Annotated in this window: 22 protein-coding genes; 18 read left to right on the forward strand and 4 right to left on the reverse strand. The window is 63.6% G+C overall.

Annotation, left to right across the window (positions count from 1 at the left end):
* Positions 1-47: 47 nt before the first annotated feature.
* The 3 genes from C2134_RS16530 to C2134_RS16540 are packed head-to-tail and all read left to right on the forward strand — an operon-like array spanning position 48 to position 4,164.
* Positions 48-1,457: an efflux transporter outer membrane subunit gene (locus tag C2134_RS16530; protein WP_103321427.1), complete on the forward strand. Its 1,410-nt coding sequence runs from the start codon at positions 48-50 to the stop codon at positions 1,455-1,457.
* A gap of 13 nt (positions 1,458-1,470) precedes the next feature.
* Positions 1,471-2,619 (forward strand): EmrA/EmrK family multidrug efflux transporter periplasmic adaptor subunit, encoded by a 1,149-nt coding sequence (locus C2134_RS16535; RefSeq protein WP_103321221.1) that lies wholly within the window; start codon positions 1,471-1,473, stop codon positions 2,617-2,619.
* A 12-nt stretch (positions 2,620-2,631) separates the two neighbouring features.
* Complete coding sequence (locus C2134_RS16540) at positions 2,632-4,164, forward strand: DHA2 family efflux MFS transporter permease subunit (RefSeq protein ID WP_103321222.1); 1,533 nt, start codon at positions 2,632-2,634, stop codon at positions 4,162-4,164.
* Positions 4,165-4,307: 143 nt separating this feature from the next.
* Here the strand turns inward: C2134_RS16540 and C2134_RS16545 are convergent, their stop codons facing one another.
* Positions 4,308-5,177: a LysR family transcriptional regulator gene (locus C2134_RS16545; RefSeq protein WP_103321223.1), complete on the reverse strand. Its 870-nt coding sequence runs from the start codon at positions 5,175-5,177 to the stop codon at positions 4,308-4,310.
* 105 nt (positions 5,178-5,282) lie between these two features.
* Here C2134_RS16545 and C2134_RS16550 point away from each other — a divergent pair, with 105 nt between their 5' ends.
* Together C2134_RS16550 and C2134_RS16555 are read left to right on the forward strand one after the other, a co-directional pair.
* A complete protein-coding gene (locus tag C2134_RS16550; RefSeq protein WP_103321224.1) occupies positions 5,283-6,308 on the forward strand; it encodes a YeiH family protein in 1,026 nt (341 codons plus the stop codon).
* An 87-nt stretch (positions 6,309-6,395) separates the two neighbouring features.
* Positions 6,396-6,845: a cupin domain-containing protein gene (locus C2134_RS16555; protein WP_103321225.1), complete on the forward strand. Its 450-nt coding sequence runs from the start codon at positions 6,396-6,398 to the stop codon at positions 6,843-6,845.
* A 67-nt stretch (positions 6,846-6,912) separates the two neighbouring features.
* Here C2134_RS16555 and C2134_RS16560 read toward each other — a convergent pair whose 3' ends face one another.
* Both C2134_RS16560 and C2134_RS16565 read right to left on the reverse strand, forming a co-directional pair.
* The gene (locus C2134_RS16560; protein WP_103321226.1) at positions 6,913-7,101 is read right to left on the reverse strand and encodes a YbdD/YjiX family protein; all 189 of its coding nucleotides are present in this window, start codon (positions 7,099-7,101) and stop codon (positions 6,913-6,915) included.
* Positions 7,094-9,160, reverse strand: coding sequence for a carbon starvation CstA family protein (locus tag C2134_RS16565; RefSeq protein WP_103321227.1), 2,067 nt, complete (start codon positions 9,158-9,160; stop codon positions 7,094-7,096). Before C2134_RS16565 ends, C2134_RS16560 begins: the two co-directional genes overlap by 8 nt.
* 425 nt (positions 9,161-9,585) lie before the next feature.
* Here C2134_RS16565 and C2134_RS16570 point away from each other — a divergent pair, with 425 nt between their 5' ends.
* The 13 genes from C2134_RS16570 (at position 9,586) to C2134_RS16630 (ending at position 22,012) form a co-directional block, all read left to right on the forward strand.
* On the forward strand, positions 9,586-10,296 hold the full coding sequence (locus C2134_RS16570; protein WP_103321228.1) for a winged helix-turn-helix domain-containing protein: 711 nt from the start codon (positions 9,586-9,588) through the stop codon (positions 10,294-10,296).
* Positions 10,297-10,298: 2 nt separating this feature from the next.
* Positions 10,299-11,651: an ATP-binding protein gene (locus C2134_RS16575; protein WP_103321229.1), complete on the forward strand. Its 1,353-nt coding sequence runs from the start codon at positions 10,299-10,301 to the stop codon at positions 11,649-11,651.
* 96 nt (positions 11,652-11,747) lie between these two features.
* Positions 11,748-12,566 carry an alpha/beta hydrolase gene (locus tag C2134_RS16580; RefSeq protein WP_103321230.1) on the forward strand — a complete coding sequence of 273 codons (819 nt, stop codon included), beginning with the start codon at positions 11,748-11,750 and terminating at the stop codon, positions 12,564-12,566.
* Positions 12,567-12,714: 148 nt separating this feature from the next.
* Positions 12,715-13,623, forward strand: a complete 909-nt coding sequence (hemF, locus tag C2134_RS16585; RefSeq protein WP_103321231.1) for an oxygen-dependent coproporphyrinogen oxidase — start codon at positions 12,715-12,717, stop codon at positions 13,621-13,623.
* A gap of 106 nt (positions 13,624-13,729) precedes the next feature.
* Complete coding sequence (locus C2134_RS16590; protein WP_103321232.1) at positions 13,730-15,382, forward strand: ArnT family glycosyltransferase; 1,653 nt, start codon at positions 13,730-13,732, stop codon at positions 15,380-15,382.
* An 87-nt stretch (positions 15,383-15,469) separates the two neighbouring features.
* Entirely contained in the window at positions 15,470-15,841 is a 372-nt protein-coding gene (locus C2134_RS16595; protein ID WP_103321233.1) for an SMR family transporter, read from the forward strand.
* Between the two features lie 160 nt (positions 15,842-16,001).
* Entirely contained in the window at positions 16,002-17,126 is a 1,125-nt protein-coding gene (locus C2134_RS16600; RefSeq protein ID WP_103321234.1) for a DegT/DnrJ/EryC1/StrS family aminotransferase, read from the forward strand.
* A gap of 5 nt (positions 17,127-17,131) precedes the next feature.
* Complete coding sequence (locus C2134_RS16605) at positions 17,132-18,082, forward strand: glycosyltransferase (RefSeq protein WP_103321235.1); 951 nt, start codon at positions 17,132-17,134, stop codon at positions 18,080-18,082.
* Positions 18,079-18,993: a formyltransferase gene (locus tag C2134_RS16610; protein WP_103321236.1), complete on the forward strand. Its 915-nt coding sequence runs from the start codon at positions 18,079-18,081 to the stop codon at positions 18,991-18,993. Before C2134_RS16605 ends, C2134_RS16610 begins: the two co-directional genes overlap by 4 nt.
* Positions 18,994-19,035: 42 nt before the next feature.
* Positions 19,036-20,079, forward strand: a complete 1,044-nt coding sequence (locus C2134_RS16615; RefSeq protein ID WP_103321237.1) for a bifunctional UDP-4-keto-pentose/UDP-xylose synthase — start codon at positions 19,036-19,038, stop codon at positions 20,077-20,079.
* A 78-nt stretch (positions 20,080-20,157) separates the two neighbouring features.
* Complete coding sequence (locus tag C2134_RS16620; RefSeq protein WP_158248795.1) at positions 20,158-20,676, forward strand: GrpB family protein; 519 nt, start codon at positions 20,158-20,160, stop codon at positions 20,674-20,676.
* 105 nt (positions 20,677-20,781) lie between these two features.
* A complete protein-coding gene (locus tag C2134_RS16625) occupies positions 20,782-21,681 on the forward strand; it encodes a 4-deoxy-4-formamido-L-arabinose-phosphoundecaprenol deformylase (RefSeq protein ID WP_103321428.1) in 900 nt (299 codons plus the stop codon).
* A gap of 85 nt (positions 21,682-21,766) precedes the next feature.
* Complete coding sequence (locus tag C2134_RS16630; protein WP_103321239.1) at positions 21,767-22,012, forward strand: DUF6868 family protein; 246 nt, start codon at positions 21,767-21,769, stop codon at positions 22,010-22,012.
* Positions 22,013-22,070: 58 nt separating this feature from the next.
* On the opposite strand, the gene C2134_RS16635 is transcribed toward C2134_RS16630, so the two are convergent.
* Positions 22,071-23,090: a nucleoid-associated protein gene (locus C2134_RS16635; protein ID WP_233196485.1), complete on the reverse strand. Its 1,020-nt coding sequence runs from the start codon at positions 23,088-23,090 to the stop codon at positions 22,071-22,073.
* Positions 23,091-23,104 lie beyond the last annotated feature (14 nt).

Below are 23,104 nucleotides of genomic sequence, written 5' to 3' on the forward strand. Positions count from 1 at the left end.
CGATAAATCATGACGCGACCGACACACATCGATTGGAGACCGACAAGGTGAACAAGAAATCATGGCCACAAACCGCCGGGGCGCTGCTGCTTAGCGCCGTGATCGGCGGCTGCGCCAGTTTCGGCCCCGACGTCACGCCTGACCAGGCGTTGAGCGCCGAACAGCTGAAGCTGGCCGCGCCCGGCAAGCAGAGTGTCAGCGCCGACTGGTGGCGCCAGCTGAATGACCCCACCCTGAACCGCCTGGTGGACGCCACGCTGCAGGACGCGCCATCGCTGAAACTGGCCGAGGCTCGTCTGCGCCAGGCCCGCGCCGCCGTCGGCATCGTCGAAAGCAAGGACGGCCCGCAACTGGATGCCACCGCCAATGCCGTTGATCTGCATTACGATCCGCTGCAGCCGCTGCTGAAAAAAGACCATCTGACCGCCTACACCGCCGCGCTGGTGGGCAGCTGGGAATTCGATTTCTGGGGCAAGAACCACGCGGCCGTCAGCGCGGCGCTGGGCCAACAGCAGGCCATCGCCTTTGAAGGACAGCAAACCCGCCTGCTGCTGACGCAAGCGGTGCTGGCCCAGTACACCCAATTGCAGCGCAATCAAGCGCAGGCCAAGCTGATCAGCCAACGTCTGGCCATCGCCGAAAGCCGCCGCGCGCTGACCCAGGCTCGCGTCAACGCCGGCCTGTTGCCGGGCGACAATCAACGCGGCAATGAAGTGTCGATCGATCGACTGCAGCAGCAGCAAAGCGCGCTGAACGCCGACATCGAACGCAATCGCCACGCGCTGGCCGCGCTGACCGGCCAAGGCCCGCAGGCCGCAGCCGGCCTCGATGCCGCGCCGCTGGCGCTGCCGCCGGCCCCGGCGCTGGACAGCCTGAATGCCGACCTGCTGGGCCGCCGTCCCGACATCGCCGCCCAGCGCGCCCGCGTGGAATCTATGAGCCAATCGGTCAAGGAAGCCCGCGCCGAGTTCTACCCCAACGTCAAGCTGACGGCTTTCGCCGGACAGAGCTCGCTGGAGCTGGATCAACTGTGGAAGAGCAATTCCTCGCTGTGGGGCTTCATGCCTGCCATCAGCCTGCCGATCTTCCATTCCGGCCAGCTGCAGTCCAACCTGGCCAAGCAACAGGCCGGCTACGACATGGCAGTGCAGCAATACAACCAGACGGTCGTCGATGCGCTGCGCGACGCCGCCGACAGCGTGTCCGGCTGGCAGAGCAGCCAGCGTCAGCTGCAGCAGGCCGAACGCGCCCTGAACAGCAGCCGGCGCGCCAGCGACGCGATGGCCGCGCGCCTGCGCGCCGGCCTGGTCAACAAGCTGTCGCTGCTGGACGCGCAAGACTCGCAGCTGAGCCAGCAATCCATCTACATCGACGCCACGGCCGCCAATCGTCTGGCCTGGGCCTCCCTGAACACCGCTTTGGGCGGCGGCTTCCAAACCGAGCCCGCCACCCGCTAAGGACACAAAACAAATGGATCAGAAACTGGAAACCGCCAAGAGCCGCAAACGCAATCTGCTGGTCGCCTCCACGGTGTTCGCCGCCGTCGCCATCGCCTATGGCGCTTACTGGACCCTGGTGTTGAGCCACCAGGAAAATACCGATGACGCCTATGTCGGCGGCCATCTGGTTCAAGTCACGCCGGAAGTCGGCGGCACCGTCGCCAAAGTCATGGTGGACGATACCGTGGCCGTCAAAGCTGGCCAGGTGCTGGTCAGCTATGACAATAGCGACGCCGAGCTGGCCTTCGAGCGCGCCCGCAACGAATTCGCCCAGACCGTGCGCCAAACGCGTCAGTTGATGGCCAACAGCCAGCAGCTGGACGCCCAGGTCGCGCTGCGCCAGGCCGAGCTGTCCCGCGCCGAATCCGACCTGAAGCGCCGCAAGCAGCTGGCCGGCAGCGAGGCGATGTCGGCCGAGGAGCTGGGCCACGCCAACGACGCCGTCGCCGCCGCCCAGGCTGCGTTGGCCGCCGCGCAAGAACAGGCCAAGGCCGGCCTGGCGCTGGTGGGCAAGGATGCGCTGGCGCAGCAGCCGGCGGTGAAAGCCGCCGCCAGCCGCCTGAAGGAAGCCTGGCTGGCGCTGCAGCGCACCGAAATCAAATCGCCGCTGGCCGGCACCGTCGCCCGCCGCAATGTGCAGGTGGGCCAGCGCATCGCCGCCGGCACCCCGCTGATGGCCGTGGTGCCGCTGGAAAACCTGTGGGTGGACGCCAACTTCAAGGAAGGCCAGCTGGCCAAGATCCGCGTCGGCCAGCCGGTGGAGCTGAAATCCGACCTGTACGGCGGCAAAGTGGTCTACCACGGCAAGGTGCAGGGTCTGGCCGCCGGCACGGGCAGCGCCTTCTCGCTGCTGCCGCCGCAGAACGCCACCGGCAACTGGATCAAGGTCGTGCAGCGGGTGCCGGTGCGCATCGCGCTGGACCCGCAGGATCTGAAGAATCACCCGCTGCGCGTTGGCCTGTCTATGGACGTGGTGGTGGACACCAGCAACCAGGATGGCAAATCGCTGGCCGAAGCCGCCCCGGCGCAAGCCCCGAGCGAACATAACGGCACGCTGCCGGACCTGAAGCAGGCTGACAAGCTGGTGGCCGAGATCCTGGCCGCCAATGCCGGCAAGTAAGGACGCCCGCCCATGAATCAACCGCCACTGACCGGCTCGAAACTGGTCTGGATCACGCTGGCGCTGTCGATGTCGGTGTTCATGCAGGTGCTGGACACCACCATCGCCAACGTGGCGCTGCCCACCATTTCGGGCAACCTCGGCGCCGCTACCAGCCAGGGCACTTGGGTGATAACCTCGTTCGGCGTGGCCAACGCCATTTCGGTGCCCTTGACCGGCTGGCTGGCCAAGCGCTTCGGCGAGGTGAAGCTGTTCACCGCCTCCACCCTGCTGTTTGTGCTGACCTCCTGGCTGTGCGGCATGTCCAGCAGCCTGGAAATGCTGATTTTCTTCCGCGTGCTGCAAGGCGCGGTAGCCGGCCCGATGATTCCGCTGTCGCAGAGCCTGCTGCTGTCCTGCTATCCGCCTGCCAAGAAAGGCATGGCGCTGGCGCTATGGGCGATGACGGTTATCGTCGCGCCGGTGTTCGGCCCGATTCTGGGCGGGATCATCAGCGACAACTGGCACTGGGGCTGGATCTTCTTCATCAACGTGCCGGTGGGGCTGGCTGCCGCCTTCGTCTCCTGGCGCATCCTGAAGAGCCGTGAAACCGACACCTTTGACCTGCCTATCGACAAGATAGGCCTGGCCTTGCTGGTGATCGGCGTCGGCTCGCTGCAGATGGTGCTGGACCGCGGCAAGGAACTGGATTGGTTCAACTCCACCGAGGTGATCACCTTGGCGGTGGTGGCCGTGCTGGCCTTGGTCTATCTGGTGATCTGGGAGCTGGGCGAGGACCACCCCATCGTCGACCTGACGCTGTTCAAGGAGCGCAACTTCACGGTCGGCACCATCGCCATCAGCCTGGGCTTCATGCTGTACTTCGGCGCCGTGGTGCTGCTGCCGCTGATGCTGCAGACCCAGCTCGGCTACACCGCCACCTGGGCCGGCCTGGCCGCCGCGCCCATCGGCCTGATTCCGGTGGTGCTGTCGCCCATCATCGGCAAGAACGCGCACCGCTGGGACATGCGCTGGCTGGTGACGCTGAGCTTCAGCGTCTACGCCATCTGCTTTTTCTGGCGCAGCAACTTCAACACCCAGATGGACTTTTCCTATGTGGTGTGGCCACAGGTGGTGCAAGGCATAGGCGTGGCCTGCTTCTTCATGCCATTGACCACGATCACGCTGTCCGGCCTGCATCCGTCGCGCATCGCCAGCGCTTCCAGCCTGTCGAATTTCTTGCGGATTCTGGCGGGCAGCATCGGCACCTCGATCACCACCACCATGTGGGACCGCCGCGAGGCGCTGCACCACTCCAAGCTGACCGAACATGTGACGCAATACGATCCGGCCTCGGTCTCCTGGTTCGACGCGATGAGCAAGCTGGGTCTGGGCACCACGCAGCAGCAGGCGCTGACTCAGCTGCAGATCACCCAGCAGGGCTACATCATGGCGGCCAACGAGATTTTCTGGGTGTCCGGCATCCTGTTCGTGCTGCTGATCGCCCTGGTGTGGTTCGCCAAACCGCCGTTTACCGCCTCCGGCGGGGATAGCGGGGCGCATTAGCGTTAAAACCATGGGATCAGCCACGAAAACCACGAAACGACACGAAATAACGACATCCGACTCCAAACCGTCTTCACAAACACGAGACGGGGATCGATCCAGTTGTGTTCGTGTTCTTTCGTGGTTTTCGTGGCTATTCCGCATTACTTCAGAAATCCGTCAAACGCCTCCATCCCGCGGCTGACCGCCTTGTCGCGGTGCTGCACCCGGAACAGCGTCCGCGTCAGCAAGGGAAGGTTTGCTTCCACTTCCACCACGCTGCCGGCCGCCAGCAAATCCGCCACCACGTGACGGGACAAACAGCTGACGCCAAGGCCGGCCGCCACCGCATGCTTGATCGCCTCCGAGTGGCCCAGCTCCATGCCGATGGCCAGCCGTTTCAAGTGGGGCAGCAGCACCCGTTCCACTTCCTCGCGGGTGCCGGAACCGGGCTCGCGCAGAATCCACGACGCGTCGGCCAGTTCATCCGCCGTCACCTTGCGCCCTGCCAGCGGATGATCGACGGCGGCAAACACCAGCAGCTCATCCTGCCGCCATGCATTGGCCAGCAACTCCGGGTGATGGCAGGGGCCTTCTATCAAGCCGAAATCGACGCGGAACGCCGCCACCGCTTCGACGATGTCTCGGGTATTGGCGACGTCGAGTTCCAGCCGCGCCTGCGGCCAGTCCTTGCGGAACGCGGCCAGCAGCGATGGCAGCAGATAGTTGGCGATGGTGGTGCTGGCGCCGATGCGCAGCGCCAGCTCGCCGCCGCTGAACAGCCCCTGCACGTCGCAGGCCGCATCCAGCAGTGCCCGGGCGCGCGGCAGCAGCAAGCGGCCATGCTCGTTGATCAGCAGCCGGCGGCCGACGCGGTCAAACAGCTTGACGCCCAGCCCCTGCTCCAACTTGTCCAGCGCCTGGCTGGCCGCCGACTGCGTCAGCGCCACCTGCTCGGCGGCGCGCGTGACGGTATCCCATTCCGCAACCGCGACGAACACTTCCAGTTCGCGCAGGCTGATGTGCAGGCTCATGCCGCCTCCAAAACAGTTTTTCTAATTGTATATATTAATTTTATCCGTTTTTCTACTTACACAGCTGCGCGTATCGTTAGGCATATAGCAAAGAGGCATGAACATATGACTAACTATCGCAATATTATTCCCGGCCTGGCGCTGTCGCTGGGTCTGGCGGGCGCCGCCATCTGGGCGGCCGATCTGCCGGCGATGAAAAGCCTGGGCTTCTCCGCCCTGACCATCGCCATCGTCGGCGGCATGATCATCGGCAATACCGTCTATCGCTTTATCGCCGTGCCCAGCCATCAAGGCATTACCTTCTCCAAGCAAAAACTGCTGCGCGCCGGCATCATCCTGTTCGGCTTCAAGCTGACGTTCCAGGACATCGCCGCCGTCGGTTTCTCCGGCGTGCTGATCGACGCGCTGGTGCTGACCTCCACCTTCCTTCTGGCGTACTGGATTGGCCGCAAGAAGCTGGGGCTGGACGAGCAGAGCGTGATCCTGATCGGCGCCGGCAGCTCGATCTGCGGCGCCGCCGCCATCCTGGCCACCGAGCCAGTGCTGAAGGCTCACGCGGAAAAAGTCGCGGTCGCCGTCGCCACCGTGGTGGTGTTCGGCACCGCCGCCATGTTCCTGTGGCCAATGATGTTCGAGGCGGTGCGCCACCTGGGCATTTCCGAATTCAGCTACGGCCTGTTCGCCGGCTCCACCATTCATGAAGTGGCGCAAGCGGTGGCCGCCGGCAAGTCGGTCAGCGACGCGGCGATGAATACCGCGGTGATCACCAAGATGATACGCGTGATGATGCTGGCGCCGTTCTTGATCGCCCTGTCCTCCTGGGTTGCCAAGAAACATCGCGGCAACACCCATGAGAAGACCGGCATCAGCATCCCCTGGTTCGCCGTCGCCTTCCTCGCCGTCGCCGGCTTCAACTCCTTCAGCCTGCTGCCGCACACGCTGGTGCAACAGATCATCGCGCTGGACAACCTGCTGCTGGCGGCCGCCATGGGCGCGCTGGGCATCACCACCCACGTCTCCGCCATCCGCCAGGCCGGCGCCAAGCCGATGCTGCTGGCTAGCGCGCTGTTCGGTTGGTTGATCATAGGCGGCGGATTGATCAATATGGGCGTGCTAAGCCTGCTGCGCTAATCCCAACAACGCTCGCCAAGCCCCTGCCAGTCAGGGGCTTCTTGCTAGCAGAGGCGCGATCGCTTTCGTAGACCAAGGAGAAAATCGATGAGTCACTCCCCCTTTATTGCGCTGCTCCTGACAAGCACGCTTTGGCTGTGCGCTCCGCTGGCTCAAGCCGCCAGCACGGAACCCGCGGCAGGAACAGAATCCGTGCGCGCGGAGGTCTTGCTCAAAACTAGCTCGTCATGGGATGGCAAGGCCTACGCAGCCTATCCCGAAGGCAAGCCGGAGCTGACCTTGCTCAAAATCACCATTCCGCCTCACACCAGCTTGCCTTGGCATACCCACCCCATGCCCAACGCCGCGTATGTGCTGTCCGGCTCCTTGACCGTGCAGAAAAAAGCGGATGGCCTGCAAAAGCAATTGCGCGCAGGCGATACTCTGCCGGAAATGGTCGGGGAAACGCATCGCGGCTTCACCGGCGATGAAGCGGTGGAGCTACTGGTTTTCTATGCCGGCAGCCCCGGCATGGCGCTCAGCCATCAAGCCGATTGAACCAGCCAATAAATAAAGCCGCCCGGCATTGCCGGACGGCTTTCGCATTACCCTGTGATCATTCAAATCAGCATGGGCATTTCTTCATGGACTTGCCGCCGTAGCGCTCTTCCTGGCAACGGAGGAGAAAAGCCTCGCGGCTCATCACTTCAGCCTCGGGATTGAAACGTCGCCGACTGACCACATAGGCATCGTAATCCTTGACCCCCACCATCAAGCGCGCGGTTTGAGCCAAGGTTTTCCAGATCTCAGCCATTTGCCTCTCCTTGCCGGTATACCGCCGGCACTTCCTTGGTGGTGACCCATTTCACGGCCAAAGACTTGCGTATCACATGCAGGCCGAACAGCAGCATCGCCACCACCACCGCGATGAACATGGCTGTCAGCGTGGCATCCACATAATCATTGAAGATGATCTGCTGCATTTGCGCCATATTCTTGGCCGGGGCCAGCACCTCGCCCTTGGCCGCAGCGGCGGAGAACTTTTCGGCATGGGCCAGGAAACTGATCTTGGGGCTGGCGTCAAACAGCTTCTGCCAGCCGGCGGTCAGCGTGGCCAGCAGCAGCCAGAGCGTCGGCAGCGCAGTCACCCATACGTAGCGGGTCTTCTGCATTTTCACCAGCACCACCGTGGCCAGGATCAGCGCGATGCCGGCCAGCATCTGATTGGCGATGCCGAACAGCGGCCACAAGGTGTTGATGCCACCCAGCGGATCGACCACGCCCTGGTACAGGAAGTAACCCCAGGCGGAGACGGCCAGGCCGGTGGCGACGAAGTTGGCCACCCACGACTCGGTATTTGCCATCGGCTTGACAAAGAAGCCCAGCAGATCCTGAATCATGAAGCGCAGCACGCGGGTGCCGGCGTCCACCGTGGTCAGGATGAACAGCGCTTCGAACAGGATGGCGAAGTGGTACCAGAAGGCCATCATGGTCTTGCCGCCGATCACGCCGGACAGGATGTGCGCCATGCCCACCGCCAAGGTCGGCGCGCCGCCGGCGCGCGACAGCACGGAATGCTCGCCGACATCGGTCGCCAGTTGCGTCAGCGCGTCCGGCGTGATGACGAAGCCCCAGCCGGAAATCACCTGCGCGGCGTCGACCGCGGTTTTGCCGATCACGGCGGCAGGGCTATTCATGGCGAAGTACACGCCCGGATCCAGCACGCAGGCGGCAATCAGCGCCATGATGGCGACAAAGCTCTCCACCAGCATGGCGCCGTAACCTATCATCCTCGCCTGGGTTTCATTCTCGATCAGCTTCGGCGTCGTGCCGGAGGCCACCAGCGAATGGAAGCCAGACACCGCGCCGCAGGCGATGGTGATGAACAGGAAGGGGAACAGATTGCCGGCGAACACCGGGCCGCTGCCATCGATGAACTTGGTGACGGACGGCATGTGCAGCGGCGGCGCCACGATCAGGATGCCGATGGCCAGGCCGACGATGGTGCCGATCTTCAGGAAGGTGGACAGGTAGTCGCGCGGCGCTAGCAGCAGCCAGACCGGCAACACCGAGGCGATGAAGCCGTAGCCGATCAGCACCCAGGCCAGCGTGGTGCCCTTCAGCGTGAACAGCGGCGCCAAGGTGGCGCTCTTGGCCACGTCGCCGCCGTAGACGATGGCCAGCATCAACAGGATGAAGCCCAGCACCGACACCTCGCCGATCTTGCCCGGCCGGATGAAGCGGCTATAGACGCCCATCAAGAGCGCGATCGGAATGGTGCAGGCGATGGTGAAGGTGCCCCACGGGCTGTCGGCCAGCGCCTTGACCACCACCAGCGCCAGCACCGCCAGCAGAATCACCATGATCATCAGCACGCCGATGGAAGCGATCACGCCAGGGATGTCGCCCAGCTCCTGGCGGATCATCTCGCCCAGCGACTTGCCGTCGCGGCGCATGGACAGGAACAGAATCAGAAAGTCCTGCACCGCGCCGGCCAGCATGACGCCGACCAGAATCCATAAGGTGCCGGGCAGATAGCCCATCTGCGCCGCCAGGACGGGGCCCACCAGCGGACCGGCGCCGGCGATGGCGGCAAAGTGGTGGCCGAACACCACCCATTTGTTGGTGGGCACGTAATCGAGCCCGTCGTTGAATTTTTCCGCCGGCGTCAGCCGGCGCGCATCCAGCTCCAGCACCTTGTCGGCGATGAAGCGGCTGTAGAAACGGTAGGCGATGGCATAGACCGACAAGGCGGCCACCACCAGCCATACCGCGTTGATCGTCTCTCCGCGGTTCAGCGCCATCATGGCGAAGGCCGTCGCCCCCGCCAGCGCCACCAGCAGCCAGACGACGCACTGCTTGATCTGTTGCATAAGGAGTCCCTGTTCTCTATCTCCCCCAGCTTTCCTTGACTGGCAGCCCATCTGCCGGCCGGTGTCCGGGTATGGTTCTATACTATTGATTTTGTCGACATGCTGAATGAAACTCAAGAGAAATTAGAGCCAATATCCTATTGAATGTCTTTATTTTGCCAGCGCTTATTTTCCGCGCCCTGCCCAACGCGAAAACATCCTGCCTATACCAGCCATGGCCAGGGAAATTGCACCACTCTATATCCCACCAAAACGGCTGACGCGGCAGCCAGGCCAATAGGCCAGCGCCCGGCGGCCGGCTTCAAAACCGCGAGCGGATCGGCGTCATTTGAAAAACGACTTTGCACAGGCGCTAAAACCCCGCCTGCCAAGTATTCAAACGCGTGTTACTATTTTTGCCCAACGGATCGAAAAACTCGGACGCAATGGCACAACACATTCTCATCGTGGAAGACGACGCCAGGCTGGCGGAATTGATCGCGGCCTATCTGACCAAGCATGGTTATCAGGTTAGCCTGCATGGCCGCGGCGACACCGCGCCGGCGGTCATCCTGGACACCCGGCCCGACCTGGTGGTGCTGGACGTGATGCTGCCGGGCCGTGAAGGCTTCGACGTCTGCCGCGACGTGCGCCCGCACTACAGCGGCCGCATTCTGATGATGACAGCGCGCGACGAAGACGTGGATGAAATCCTCGGCCTGGAACTGGGCGCTGACGATTACCTGGCCAAGCCGGTGGAGCCGCGCCGGCTGTTGGCGCGCATCCGCGCCCTGCTGCGGCGCAGCGGCGCGCAAGCGGAAGGCGGCGGCGTCGTAGTGGAGAACGACAGCATCACCTTCGGCCAGTTTCGCATCAGCCAGGCCACGCGCGAGGCGCTGCTCGGCGACGAGCAGATCGAGCTGACCACGGCCGAATTCGACCTGTTGTGGCTGTTGGCCACTCACGCCGGCCAGGTGCTGTCGCGCGACGACATCATGAGCGAGCTGCGCGGCATCGGCTTCGACGGCCTGGACCGTTCGATCGACGCCCGCATCTCGCGGCTGCGCCGCAAGCTGGGCGACAACCCCGACACCCCGGCCCGCATCAAGACCGTGCGCGGCAAGGGTTATTTGTTCTCGCGCAGCGACTGGGAATAAACATGTCGCCGAAAAAGCTGCGCGTCTGGTTCAAGCCTACACTGGGCACCCTGTTCGCACGCTACTTCCTGATCACCATGCTGGTGGAGCTGTTGATCATCATCGGCTTCGGCTTTCTGGTGACCAAGCTGTATGAAACCAGCGACCAGTCCAGCCGAGTGCATTTCATGAACGGCACCGTGGCGCTGATTCAAGACCGGCTGCTGCAGCAACCGCCGCAACGCTGGGATGCCGAACTGGCCAATCTGTCCAGCCGCTTCAGCTATCCCTTGCGGCTGGTCGATCAGCCACCGGCCGACATCGCCAAGGACGCCGCTCCGCTGTTGCGCCAGGGCAAACCGTATCTCGACAGCGACAACCAGCTGCTGTATGTGACGATGCCGGGCGACAAACGCCTGCTGGCGCTGGGCCCGCTGGATGTGCAATCCAGCGAGAGCACCTGGATCAGCGAGGACATTCAGGTGCTGCTGATCTGGATGCTGCTGTCCGGCAGCACCCTGGGCACCCTGCTCTATTTCATTCTGCGGCCGCTGTGGACCGATCTGCTGGAAGTGAGGCGCACCGCCGAGGCCTTTGCCGAGGGCGACTTCAGCGCCCGCGCGCGCTCCGCCACCAGCCGGCTGTTCGCGCCGCTGCCGCTGGCCTTCAACAGCATGGCCTCGCGGCTGGAGCGACAGATGGAAACGCGCCAAGCGCTGTCGCACGCCATCGCCCATGAGATTCGCACCCCCATCGCCCGGCTGCGCTTCGGCCTGACCATGCTGGAGGAGGAGGAAGATCCCAAGGAATGGCAGCGCTACCGCGACGGCATGGAACGCGATATGCAGGAGCTGGAAGAACTGATCAATTCCAGCATGGAATTCTCCAAACTCAGGCGCAGCGAGGTTCCGCTGCACCTGGAGACGATCGATCTGTTCGACTGGTTCGACGACCTGATCGACTTGGTCACGCCCCTGAAACCCGCCAATCTGGCCTTGACGCTGGACTGTCCGCACGAGGACGGCGCCTTCGACCGCAAGCTGATGTACATCGCCACCCGCAATCTGCTGCTGAATGCCTTCAAGTACGCCCACGCCCAGGTCAGGATGAAGGTCTACCACCAAGGCGAGCAGTTGATCATAGAAGTGGACGATGACGGCTGCGGCATTCCAGAGGAAGACTGCGACAAAGTGTTCGAGCCCTTCCTGCGGCTAGATCGCAGCCGCGACCGCGCCACCGGCGGCCACGGCCTGGGCCTATCGTTCGTCCGCTTGATCGCCGAACACCACCACGGCCAGGCCAGCGCCGGCGCCAGCGATCTGGGCGGCGCGCGCTTTCGCATGATCATTGCGCAACCGTCGCTGCCGCCGCAATAAGTCACTCACCGTCACAAAGCGCCGACAGGAAGCCAACAGACCGCTTGCCGGCCATTCCGGATAATCCCATCATCAACTCATCAGGGATTATGCAGAATGGTTTCCACTCGACCGGCGGCGTTGCTGGTACACGGCCTAGGCGGCACCGCTTATGATTTGGGCGCGCTGGGCCGCACGCTGGAAGACGCCGACATCGTTACCCACTCCCCGGTGCTGCCCGGTCACGGCGGCTCGCCGGAAGACCTGCTCAGCGTCGGCTGGGAGGACTGGGTGGAAAGCATTCGCAAGGAATACCGCGCGCTGAAGGCCAAGCACAAGGTGGTGCACCTGGCCGGCGTCTGCCTGGGCGGCCTGGTGGCGCTGGAAGTGGCGCGCCGGGAAAACCATCAGGACAAGCTGGCGCTGTACGCACCGCCGATGTTCCTGGACGGCTGGAGCCTGCCCAAGCTGACCTGGCTGCGCCACGCGGTTTATCACATCCCGCGCTTGGCCAAAAAGATGCGCGTACCGGAGGTGTCGCCGTTCGGCATCAAGAACGTGCGCATCCGCAAGGCCATCCAGCAGCGCTTCGAGCGCGGCGATCGTTTCCACTACGCCTATATCCCGCTGGCCTGCATCCGCGAAGTGGACCGCCTGCGCCGCCAGCTGAAGCGCCATCTGCACGAAATCACCTGTCCGACGCTGATCGTGCACGCCGACGAGGACGACATCACCAGCCCGCGCTCCGCCCACTACCTGATGCAATACCTGGGCGGCCCGGTCGACTTCATGCCGCTGTCCAACAGCTACCACATGGTGATGGTGGACAACGAGCGCGCCGAGGTGCTGCAGCGCAGCCTGAAATTCTTCAACGCCGCCCCACAACCGAAGGCGGCAGAACCCTCTTACGGCTGGACCGCCTACGTGGCGGCCTGAACGCCGGACTCAGTTCCATCCCTTTGTACGATTCGGCCCGCCGCTAGGCGGGCAATTTTTTGATTTCCGCGCCATGGCGGCAACCGGGCAGCATAAGCGCCGGCTCTGCTACAATCGCCCTCTGTTACCCCGATCCACGGACCCCGACATGAGCCACCCGCACAGCGACGCCGTAAAAGCCTTTCTGCTCGACCTGCAAGACCGCATCTGCGCGGCGCTGGAGGGCGCGGACGGCGATGGGCGTTTTGTCGAGGATGCCTGGCAGCGCGAGGCCGGCGGCGGCGGACGCAGCCGCGTGCTCAGCAACGGCGCAGTGTTCGAGCAGGCCGGCGTCAACTTCTCGCATGTCCATGGCGACGCCCTGCCCGCCTCCGCCACCGCGCACCGCCCCGAGCTGGCCGGCCGCCGCTTCGAGGCGATGGGCGTGTCGCTGGTGATCCATCCGCATAATCCGCACGTCCCCACCAGCCACGCCAATGTGCGCTTTTTCATCGCGGAGAAAGCAGGCGAGGCGCCGGTGTGGTGGTTCGGCGGCGGCTTCGACCTGACGCCGTTCTACCCGGCGCGGGAGGACGTGGTGCATTGGCACTCGGTGGCGCGCGATCTGTGCGCGCCGTTCGGCCCCGAGGTCTACCCGCGCTACAAGAAATGGTGCGACGAATACTTCTACTTGAAACACCGCAACGAGGCGCGCGGCGTCGGCGGGCTGTTCTTTGATGATCTGAACGAATGGGGCTTCGACCAGAGCTTCGCCTTCATGCAAGCCGTGGGCAACGGCTATCTGGATGCCTACCTGCCCATCGTGGACAAGCGCAAGCACACCGCCTGGGGCGAGCGCGAGCGCCAGTTCCAGCTATACCGCCGCGGGCGTTACGTCGAATTCAATCTGGTATGGGACCGCGGCACGCTGTTTGGCCTGCAGTCCGGCGGCCGCACCGAATCCATCCTGATGTCGATGCCGCCGCTGGTGCGCTGGGAATACGGCTACCAACCGGAGCCGGGCAGCGCGGAAGCCCAGCTGTACACCGATTTCCTGCCAGCGCGCGACTGGGTGTGAACCAGCATGGGCTGGCCTTCGCGCAACCCACAGCGGCGGCGGGATCGGGTATCCTAGCCGGTTTGCTGGCCTAAGCGCCTTCTGACCAACGACTCCGGAATCATCGATGCACCACTCCAAGGCCACTGACCTGCCCCGCGCGCTGGAAACCGCGCTCTGGCTGCTGTTCGCGCTGATCTGGTTCGGCAGTCTCGGCTACCGCGGCCTGATCCACGCCGACGAGGGCCGCTACGCGACCATCTCGCTGTTCATGCTGCACAGCGGCGACTGGATCACGCCCCGGCTCAACGGTTTGCTGTATTTCGAAAAGCCCATCCTGCAATACTGGATGGGCGCGTTGAGCTTCGCCGCCTTCGGCGTCAACGAGTTCGCCGCCCGCTTCTGGCCGGGCCTGACCGGCTTCCTCAGCGTGGCGGCGGTGGCGCTGACCGCGCGCAAGCTATGGGGCGTGGACGCCGGCCGCTATGCCGCGCTGGCGGCAGGCGGCATGGCCTGGATCATCGCCAACAGCCATTTCCTGTCCTTGGACATGGGCGTCAGCTTCTTCCTGACCGCTGCGTTGTGCGGCTTCCTGCTGGCCCAGCGCGACGGCGCGAGCCGCGCGGAAACCCGCTGGGCGATGTGGCTGACCTGGGCGGCCATGGCCGGCGCGGTGCTCAGCAAGGGTCTGATCGGCCTGCTGATCCCCGGCGCCACGCTGGTACTGTACAGCCTCATCAACTGGCAATGGGCGTTCTGGAAACGCATGCACTGGCTCAGCGGCCTGGCGCTGTTCTTCGCGCTCACCGCGCCGTGGTTCGTGCTGGTTTCGGAACGCAATCCGGATTTCGCCCACTTTTTCTTCATTCGCGAACATTTCGAACGCTTTCTGACCACCGAACACAAACGTACCGGCGCGCCATGGTATTTCGTGCCCTACCTGATTCTGGGCCTGCTGCCGTGGACCACGCTGCTGCCGCGCCTCGTCAAGGAGGGCTGGGCCGACCGCGCCGCCGGCCTGCGCGTCGGCCGCCTGCTGCTGATCTGGAGCGTGTTCATCTTCGCCTTCTTCAGCAAGTCCAGCTCCAAGCTGCCGTCCTACATCCTGCCGCTGTTCCCGGCGCTGGCGCTGCTGCTGGCGCACAGCTTCAGCCGGATGGCGCCGCGCGAGCTGAAAAAGCACATCATCCCGCCGGCCCTGCTGTGGCTGGCGCTGCTGGCCGCCTGGCCGTTCGCCGGCCGCTTCGCCAACGCCGATTCGCCGCTGGACGTGATCCTGCAGTTTGCCCGCTTCATCGCCGCCGGCGCGGCGCTGTTCCTGATCAGCGCGGTCTTCGCCTGGCGCGCGCTGGGCCGCCAGCAGATGCTGGCGGCCGTGGCCGCGCTGTCCTTTGGCAGCCTGCTGGCGGTGACGCTGGCCGCCAGCGGCCACGACAGCTATGGCCGGCTCAAGGGCAGCAAGGCAATCGTCGCGCAAATCCAGCCGTATCTGACGCCGGACAGCGAAATCTACTCCGTCCGCTACTATGATCAGACCTTCCCGTATTACGTGGGCCGGCCGGTGACGCTGGTGGAGTTCATCGACGAGTTCGAGTTTGGCGAAGGGCAAGAGCCGCAACGCTGGATGCCGCATATCGGGCAGTTTGTCGAACGCTGGCGCGCCGCGCCCAAGGCCGTGGCCATGCTGGGAGACGATACCTATCAGGAGCTGCTGAAACAGGGCCTGCCGATGAAGGTGATCTATCAGGACCCGCGGCGCATGGTGGTGACGAAGCCTTAACGCGCTCAATAAGACTTTTGCCATGAAATCCAGCAAAGACTTTGTTCGTGTTGTTTCGTGGATTTCGTGGCTCATTAAGATTAAGACATGAAACTGATTGAATTTGGATTGATCCTGTTCGGCGTGCTGCTGAATGCCGCCGCGCAGCTATGCTTGAAGGCCGGCGTGCGCCAGATCGGCCACTTTGATTTTTCGCTGGCCAATGCCTGGCCGACCGCCTGGTCGCTGGCCACCAATCTGCCCATCATCGGCGGTTTGTCCTGCTATGTGGTCAGCGTGGTGGTGTGGATCATGGCGCTGTCGCGCGTCGAGGTCAGCGTGGCCTACCCCATGCTGTCCATCGGCTATGTGGTCAACGCGCTCTTGGCCTACTGGATGTTTGGCGAGGCCCTCACCGCGCAGAAGCTGATCGGCATCGCCGTGATCATTGTCGGCGTGGTGTTGGTGGCGCGCAGCTGATTTTTTTTGCCACGAAAACCACGAAAGCACACGAACACAATCTCAACGCTTCGTCTTGCCTGGTTCCGCCAGCTATGGCCGCATACTATTACGCGTTAAGTTTTTTCCGTGTTATTTCGTGGTTTTCGTGGCCATAAGAAAAGGTTTTGAAAAGACACTTATGGATTTTCTGCCGTTTACCCGTCCCGCCATAGACGAGGACACCATCGCCGCCGTCGGCGAAGTATTGCGCTCCGGCTGGATCACCACCGGCCCGCGCTGCCAACAGCTGGAAGCCGAGCTGTCCGCCTTTTGCGGCGGCCGTCCGGTGCGGCTGGTTTCGTCCGCCACCGCCGCGTTGGAGATGGCGCTGCAGATCGCCGGCGTCGGCCCCGGCGACGAAGTCATCACCTGCCCGCTCAGCTGGATCGCCACCGCCAACGTGATCCTGAAAATCGGCGCGACGCCGGTGTTCGTCGATGCCGATCCGGCCACGCGCAATATCGACCTCTCCAAGCTGGAAGCGGCTATCACCCCGCGTAGCAAGGCCATCATTCCAGTGGACCTGGCCGGCCTGCCGGTGGATCGCGACCGTCTGTACGACATCGCGCGCCGCCATGGCCTGCGCGTGGTGGAAGACGCCGCTCAATCGATGGGCGCCAATTGGCAGGGCCGGCGCATCGGCAGCGAGGGAGACTTGATCTCGTTCAGCTTCCACGCCAACAAGAACATGACCAGCGGCGAAGGCGGCTGCCTGGTGCTGAACAATGCAGAGGAAGCCCGGCTGTTCGAGAAGCTGCGGCTGCAGGGCGTGACTCGCTTCGCCGACGGCACCATGGACGTGGACGTGCTGGGCGGCAAGGCCAACCTCACCGACATCGCCGCCGCGATCGGCCTCGGCCAGCTGAAACAGCTGGATGGCTTCAACGCCCGCCGCCGCGAACTGGCCAAGCTGTATTTCGCCCACTTTGACCGCTCGCTCGGCTGCGAGCTGCCGCCGGCGGACTTCGAGCAGTCCAACTGGCACATGTTCCAGCCGCTGCTGCCCTTGCAGCGGATGAGCATCAGCCGCGGCGAGTTCATCGCCCGCATGAAGGCCGAGCACATCGGCGTCGGCGTGCACTACCCGGCCATGCACCTGTTCACGCTGTTCCGCGAGAAGGGTTACTCCGAGGGGCAGTTCCCGATGGCAGAAGACGTCGGCGCGCGCACCGTCACGCTGCCGCTGTTCCCGGCCATGCGCGATGAAGACGTGATCCGCGTCTGCCAAACCTTCAGCGCCGTGCTGCGCGCCGTTTTACACTGAGACTCATGAATACCGCCATCAACCTTTCCGTCGTCATCCCGGTCTACAACGAACAGGACGTGCTGCCGGCGCTGTTCGACCGCCTGTACCCCGCGCTCGATGCGCTGAACCTGCGCTACGAGATCGTGTTCGTCAACGACGGCAGCCGCGACAAAAGCGCCGCCATGCTGGCCGATCAGTTTGCCCAGCGGCCGGACGTCACGCGCGTGGTGCTGTTCAACGGCAACTTCGGCCAGCACCGCGCCATCCTGGCCGGTTTCGAGCACAGCCGCGGCGAACGCGTGGTGACGCTGGACGCCGACCTGCAGAACCCGCCGGAAGACATCGGCCTGCTGCTGGCCGAGATGGACAAGGGCCACGACTACGTCGGCTCCATCCGCCGCCAGCGTAACGACAGCCTGTGGCGCCACGTGGCCAGCCGCGCGATGAACCGGCTGCGCGAGAAGCTGACCCGCATCAAAATGACCGACCAAGGCTGCATGATGCGCGCCTACAGCCGCCGCATCATCGACACCATCAATCAATGCAATGAGCTGCACACCTTCATTCCGGCGCTGGCCTACCAGTTTGCGCAAAATCCGACCGAAGTGACCGTCGGCCATGAGGAGCGCTTCGCCGGCGAATCCAAGTACTCGCTGTACAGCCTGATCCGGCTGAACTTCGACCTGATGACCGGCTTCTCCATCGTCCCGCTGCAATGGTTCTCGCTGCTGGGCATGGCGGTGTCCGCCGGCTCGGGCCTGCTGGTGGTCTACCTGCTGCTGCGCCGGCTGATCTTGGGGCCGGAAGTCGGCGGCGTGTTCACGCTGTTCGCCATCGCCTTCTTCCTGATCGGCATCGCGCTGTTCGGCATCGGCCTGCTGGGCGAATACATCGGCCGCATCTATCAAGAAGTGCGCTCGCGCCCGCGCTATGTGATTCAGGCGGTGCTGGAACAAAAGGGAGAGCAGGCATGAAGGCCGTGGTTTTCGCCTACCACAATGTCGGCGTGCGCTGCCTGAAGGCGCTGATCGGCCGCGGCGTCGATGTCTCTCTGGTCGTCACCCACCAAGACAACCCAAACGAAAACATCTGGTTTGGCAGCGTGGCCCAGGTGGCGCGCGAACACGGCATTCCCGTCATCACGCCGGACGATCCAAATACGCCGGAAGTGGTGGAGCAGGTCCAAGCCTGCCAGGCGGATTTCCTGTTCTCCTTCTATTACCGCCACATGCTGAAAGCGCCGCTGTTGGAAGCCGCCCGTCGCGGCGCGTACAATATGCACGGCTCGCTGCTGCCCAAGTACCGCGGCCGGGTGCCGATCAACTGGGCCATCATCCATGGCGAGACCGAAACCGGCGCCACCTTGCACCAGATGAACGTCAAGCCGGACAACGGCCCCATCGTCGATCAGATGGCGGTGCCCATCCTGCCGGACGATACCGCCGACGAAGTATTCGCCAAGGTCACGCTGGCGGCGGAAATAGTGTTGTGGCGCAGCCTGCCCGGCCTGATCGCCGGCAGCGCGCCGCATATCCAGCAGGATTTAAGCCTGGGCGGCTATTTTGGCGGGCGCAAGCCGGAAGACGGCCGCATCAATGCGCAAGCCAGTGCCGAACAACTGCACAACTTCGTGCGCGCGCTGACGCGGCCGTTTCCAGGCGCTTTCGCCGACACCCGCGCCGGCCGCCTGCTATTGTGGAAAACGCTGCGCGCAGGCGAATCCAAACCAGCCGCGCGCGCCGAGCTTTACGCCGCCGACGGCCAGCTGTGGCTGCGCTGCTCCGACGGCGGCTGCCTGATGGTGCTGGAAGCGGAGCTGGAAGGCCTGCCGCTGACTGCCGACAACTTCGCCGGCCGCGTTGGAACCGACGCGCTGGCGCTGTAAAAGAATTCGATTATTCCGCCTATGGGCGAGTGAGGACATCCAATGAAAAAAGTACTGATCCTGGGCGTGAACGGTTTCATCGGCCACCACCTGACCAAACGCATCATCGAAACCACCGACTGGGAAATCTACGGCATGGACATGCATGCCGACCGCGTGGCCGAGTGGAAAGACCATCCGCGCTTCCACTTCTTCGAGGGCGACATCACCATCAACAAGGAGTGGATCGAATACCACGTCAAGAAGTGCGATGTGGTGCTGCCGCTGGTGGCCATCGCCACGCCGTCCACGTATGTGAATAACCCGCTGCGCGTGTTCGAGCTGGACTTCGAAGCCAACCTGCCCATCGTGCGCCAGTGCGTGAAGTACAAGAAGCACCTGGTATTCCCGTCCACTTCGGAAGTCTACGGCATGAGCCAGGACGCCGAGTTCGACCCGGAAAACTCCCAGCTGATCTACGGCCCGATCAACAAGCCGCGCTGGATCTACGCCTGCTCCAAGCAGCTGATGGACCGCGTGATCCACGCCTACGCCATGGAAGAAGGCCTGAATTACACCCTGTTCCGCCCCTTCAACTGGATCGGCGGCGGCCTGGACAACATCAACACGCCGAAGGAAGGCTCTAGCCGCGTGATCACCCAGTTCCTGGGCCACATCGTCCGCGGCGAAACCATCAAGCTGGTGGATGGCGGCAATCAGAAGCGCGCCTTCACCTATGTGGACGACGGCATCAGCGCGCTGATGAAGATCATCGAGAACAAGGACGGCAAAGCCACCGGCCAGATCTACAATATCGGCAACCCAGCCAACAACTATTCCATCCGCGAGCTGTCGCAAATGATGATCGACCTGGCCCGCGTCTACCCGGAATACCAGTTGAACGCCGACAAGGTCAAAGTGGAAGAAACCACCTCCGGCCAGTATTACGGCAAGGGCTATCAGGATGTGCAAAACCGCGTGCCCAAAATCAGCAACACCATGGCTGATCTGGACTGGAAGCCGAGCGTGACCATGGCCGACGCCCTGCGCGGCATCTACGACTACTACCGCGACCAAGTGGCCGCCAGCCGCGATCTGTCGGTGTAATCCCCCAAGCCGTGGGGCGTTCCGCCCCTCGCGCTGATGGCGGAACGCCCCTTTGGGGCTTCCGCCCTACTTCCAAACATGGCCGACACCCTACAGATCGCTCCCTACCACCCTGGCTGGCCGCAGTGTTTTGAACAAACGGCAGCGACTATCCTCGTCGCGCTGGGCGAACTGGCGGATCAGGCCATCATCGAGCACATCGGCAGCACCGCCGTGCCGGGTCTGCCCGCCAAACCCGTCATCGACATCATGTTGGGCTTGCCGCGATTAAGCGACCTCGAACCCTATTTTCCGGCGCTGGCCGCAGCCGGTTTTCATCATCAGCCGCAAATGGCCGCCGCCATGCCGGACCGGCATTACTTCACCCAGCCCGCCCATCTGCCGCGCCAAGTCCATCTGCATGCGGTGACGCTGGACTCGGATTTTTGGCGGGACAAGCTGCTGTTCCGCGACGCGCTGCGCGCCGACTCCGCGTTACGAGAACGCTACGCCGCGCTGAAGCAACAATTAGCCGAGCAAAACGGCGACGACCGCGCCGGCTACACCGAAGCCAAAAGCGGCTTCATCAACGCAGCGCTGGCGGCGGCAAAGCGGTAAACTCGCAGCAAATTCTTGCGGGCAAGACCATCTTGCCCACCCCATATCCGCCGGGAGCTTGGCGGAACGCCCGGCATGGCCGGGCTTCCGCCCTACTTTGACACCATGAAAAAACTCGCACTGAAAATAGACGTCGACACTTGGCGCGGCACCCGCGAGGGCGTGCCGCGGCTGATGGACATGCTCAAACGCCACCAGGCTGGCGCCACCTTTTTGTTCAGCCTGGGCCCGGACCACACCGGCCGCGCCATCAAGCGCGTGTTCCGTCCCGGCTTTCTGTCCAAGGTATCGCGCACTTCCGTGGTTGAGCACTACGGCATCCGCACCCTGCTGTACGGCACGGTGCTGCCGGGGCCCGACATCGGCAAGCGCGAAGCGGCCTTGCTGCGCGGGGTGCGCGACGCCGGCTTCGAAGTGGGCATCCACTGCTGGGACCACATCAAGTGGCAGGACTACGTGGCCGGCAAGGACGCGGCCTGGACCCGCGCCGAAATGAAAAAGGCCGCCCACCGCTTCCGCGAGATCTTCGGCGAACCGGCGCGCACCCACGGCGCGGCCGGCTGGCAGATCAACGACGCCGCGCTGGCGTACCAGAAAGAGCTGGGCATGCTCTACGCGTCCGACGGCCGCGGCACGCATGCCTTCCAGCCGGTGGACGCCGCCGGCCAGCCGCTGGGCGTGCCGCAGCTGCCCACCACGCTGCCGACGCTGGACGAACTGATCGGACTGGACGGCCTCAGCAACGACAACGTGCATGAGCATCTGCTGAAGCTGACTGAAGCCACACCGGAAACCGGCCACGTCTACACCCTGCACGCGGAGCTGGAAGGCATGCGGCTGATGGACACCTTCGACCGGCTGCTCTCTGGCTGGACGCGCCAGGGCTACGAGCTGGTCAGCTGCGTCGATCTCTTCCACAGCCTGGATGCCGCCGCGCTGCCGAAGGGCCGCGTCATCATGGGCGAAATCCCAGGCCGCAGCGGCACGCTGGCGCTGCAGGCGTAATCCAAGCGCGACGCGGGCAAGGCCTTCCGGCTTGCCCGCCCTACCGGTCTATTGTGAGAGCATCCCACGCCTCAGGAGCGCCGCCATGGACATCGCCCAAATCGAACGCCTGCTGCTGATCAACCTAGCCTTTCATTACGCCATCCTGATCCTCTGGTTTGGCGTTTTTCATTGCTTCCACGGCTGGCTGTACCGGCTGCACAGCCGCTGGTTCCGGCTGTCCGAACCGGCCTTCGATCTGCTGAACTACGGCGGCATCGGCCTCTATAAAATCCTGGTTCTGGTGTTCAACCTGGCGCCGCTGGCGGCGCTGTGGCTAAGCAAACCCTAAATGCGGAGACGGCGGCCATCCGAAGACAGCCGCCGTTATGGTCGGATCAATTCAACAATCAGTGATCGCGCTTGTTCAGAAAGAGCGTCAGCGTCAGCCCACCCTCACCGTCATTTTGCGACTGGATGTTCTTCAGCGTGATGCCGGACGGCAACAGCACGCTGATGCCGTGGCCCACGCCGTAGCGCGACAGCGTCTTCTCCAGCTGCTTGGCCACGCCTTTGGCCGGCAGCCGCGCCTCGTCGTCCAGCTCAAAACCGTAGGATTCCGCCGCGCTGCCCAGCGCCTCCTCCACCTGTTCGCGAGGCACAAAGCGCTCGGCGGCGGCGGTCAGCGCCTTGGCCTGCACCTCCTCCGGCTGGCTTTCCACCAAGGTCAGCAGCTCGTCCTTGAAGCGCGCCTGCTGCATGGGATCTTCGATCTCGCTGCTCAGCTGCTCCACCACGCTGGCCAGCATCTTGCTGCTGGACGCCTTGTCCGGCACGCGCAGCGCCTTGAGGAAATCATCGAGCCAGAACTTGGCCTCGCGGCTCAAGCGGTCCACCGCGTAGACCGTGGGGCCGTGCTCCAGGATCAGCGCGCCCTTGTCGATCAGCCGCGGATTGATGCCGGAGGCATGGCTGATGTCGAACACGCCGCCGCCTTCGATGATGGTGAGGAAGTCGTCGCGGATCTCGGACTTGAACACGCCCAGCGCCCGCACCTCGCGCTCGCCATCGGTGAGGCCGGCAAACTGGATCACCAGCAAGTCGCCGGCGCTGATATTGGGGTGTTGCGAGCGGCCGTACAAATGCTTGGCGATGCGCTGCGAGACTTCCAGAAAATCGATCTCGCCGCGGAAGAACTGGCGGCTGTAATGGTAGACCTCGTTCAGATTCAGGTCGGTCTCGTGGACGAACTGGTGCTTTTTGCGATCAGATACGATGCCCTTCAGATAGCCGTCCAGCAGCATGCCGGACACCGCTTCATCCACCAGCGTGGTGCGTTCGGACAGTTGCAAGGGCTCGCCGCGCGTCGGGTTGCCCACCCGGTGCACCACCATGGACTCCACCCTCGATTCCGCAATGATCATGCTCATTTCCCACTCCGCTA

The sequence above is a fragment of the Chromobacterium sinusclupearum genome (assembly GCF_002902845.1).
Taxonomy (GTDB): Bacteria; Pseudomonadota; Gammaproteobacteria; order Burkholderiales; family Chromobacteriaceae; genus Chromobacterium; species Chromobacterium sinusclupearum.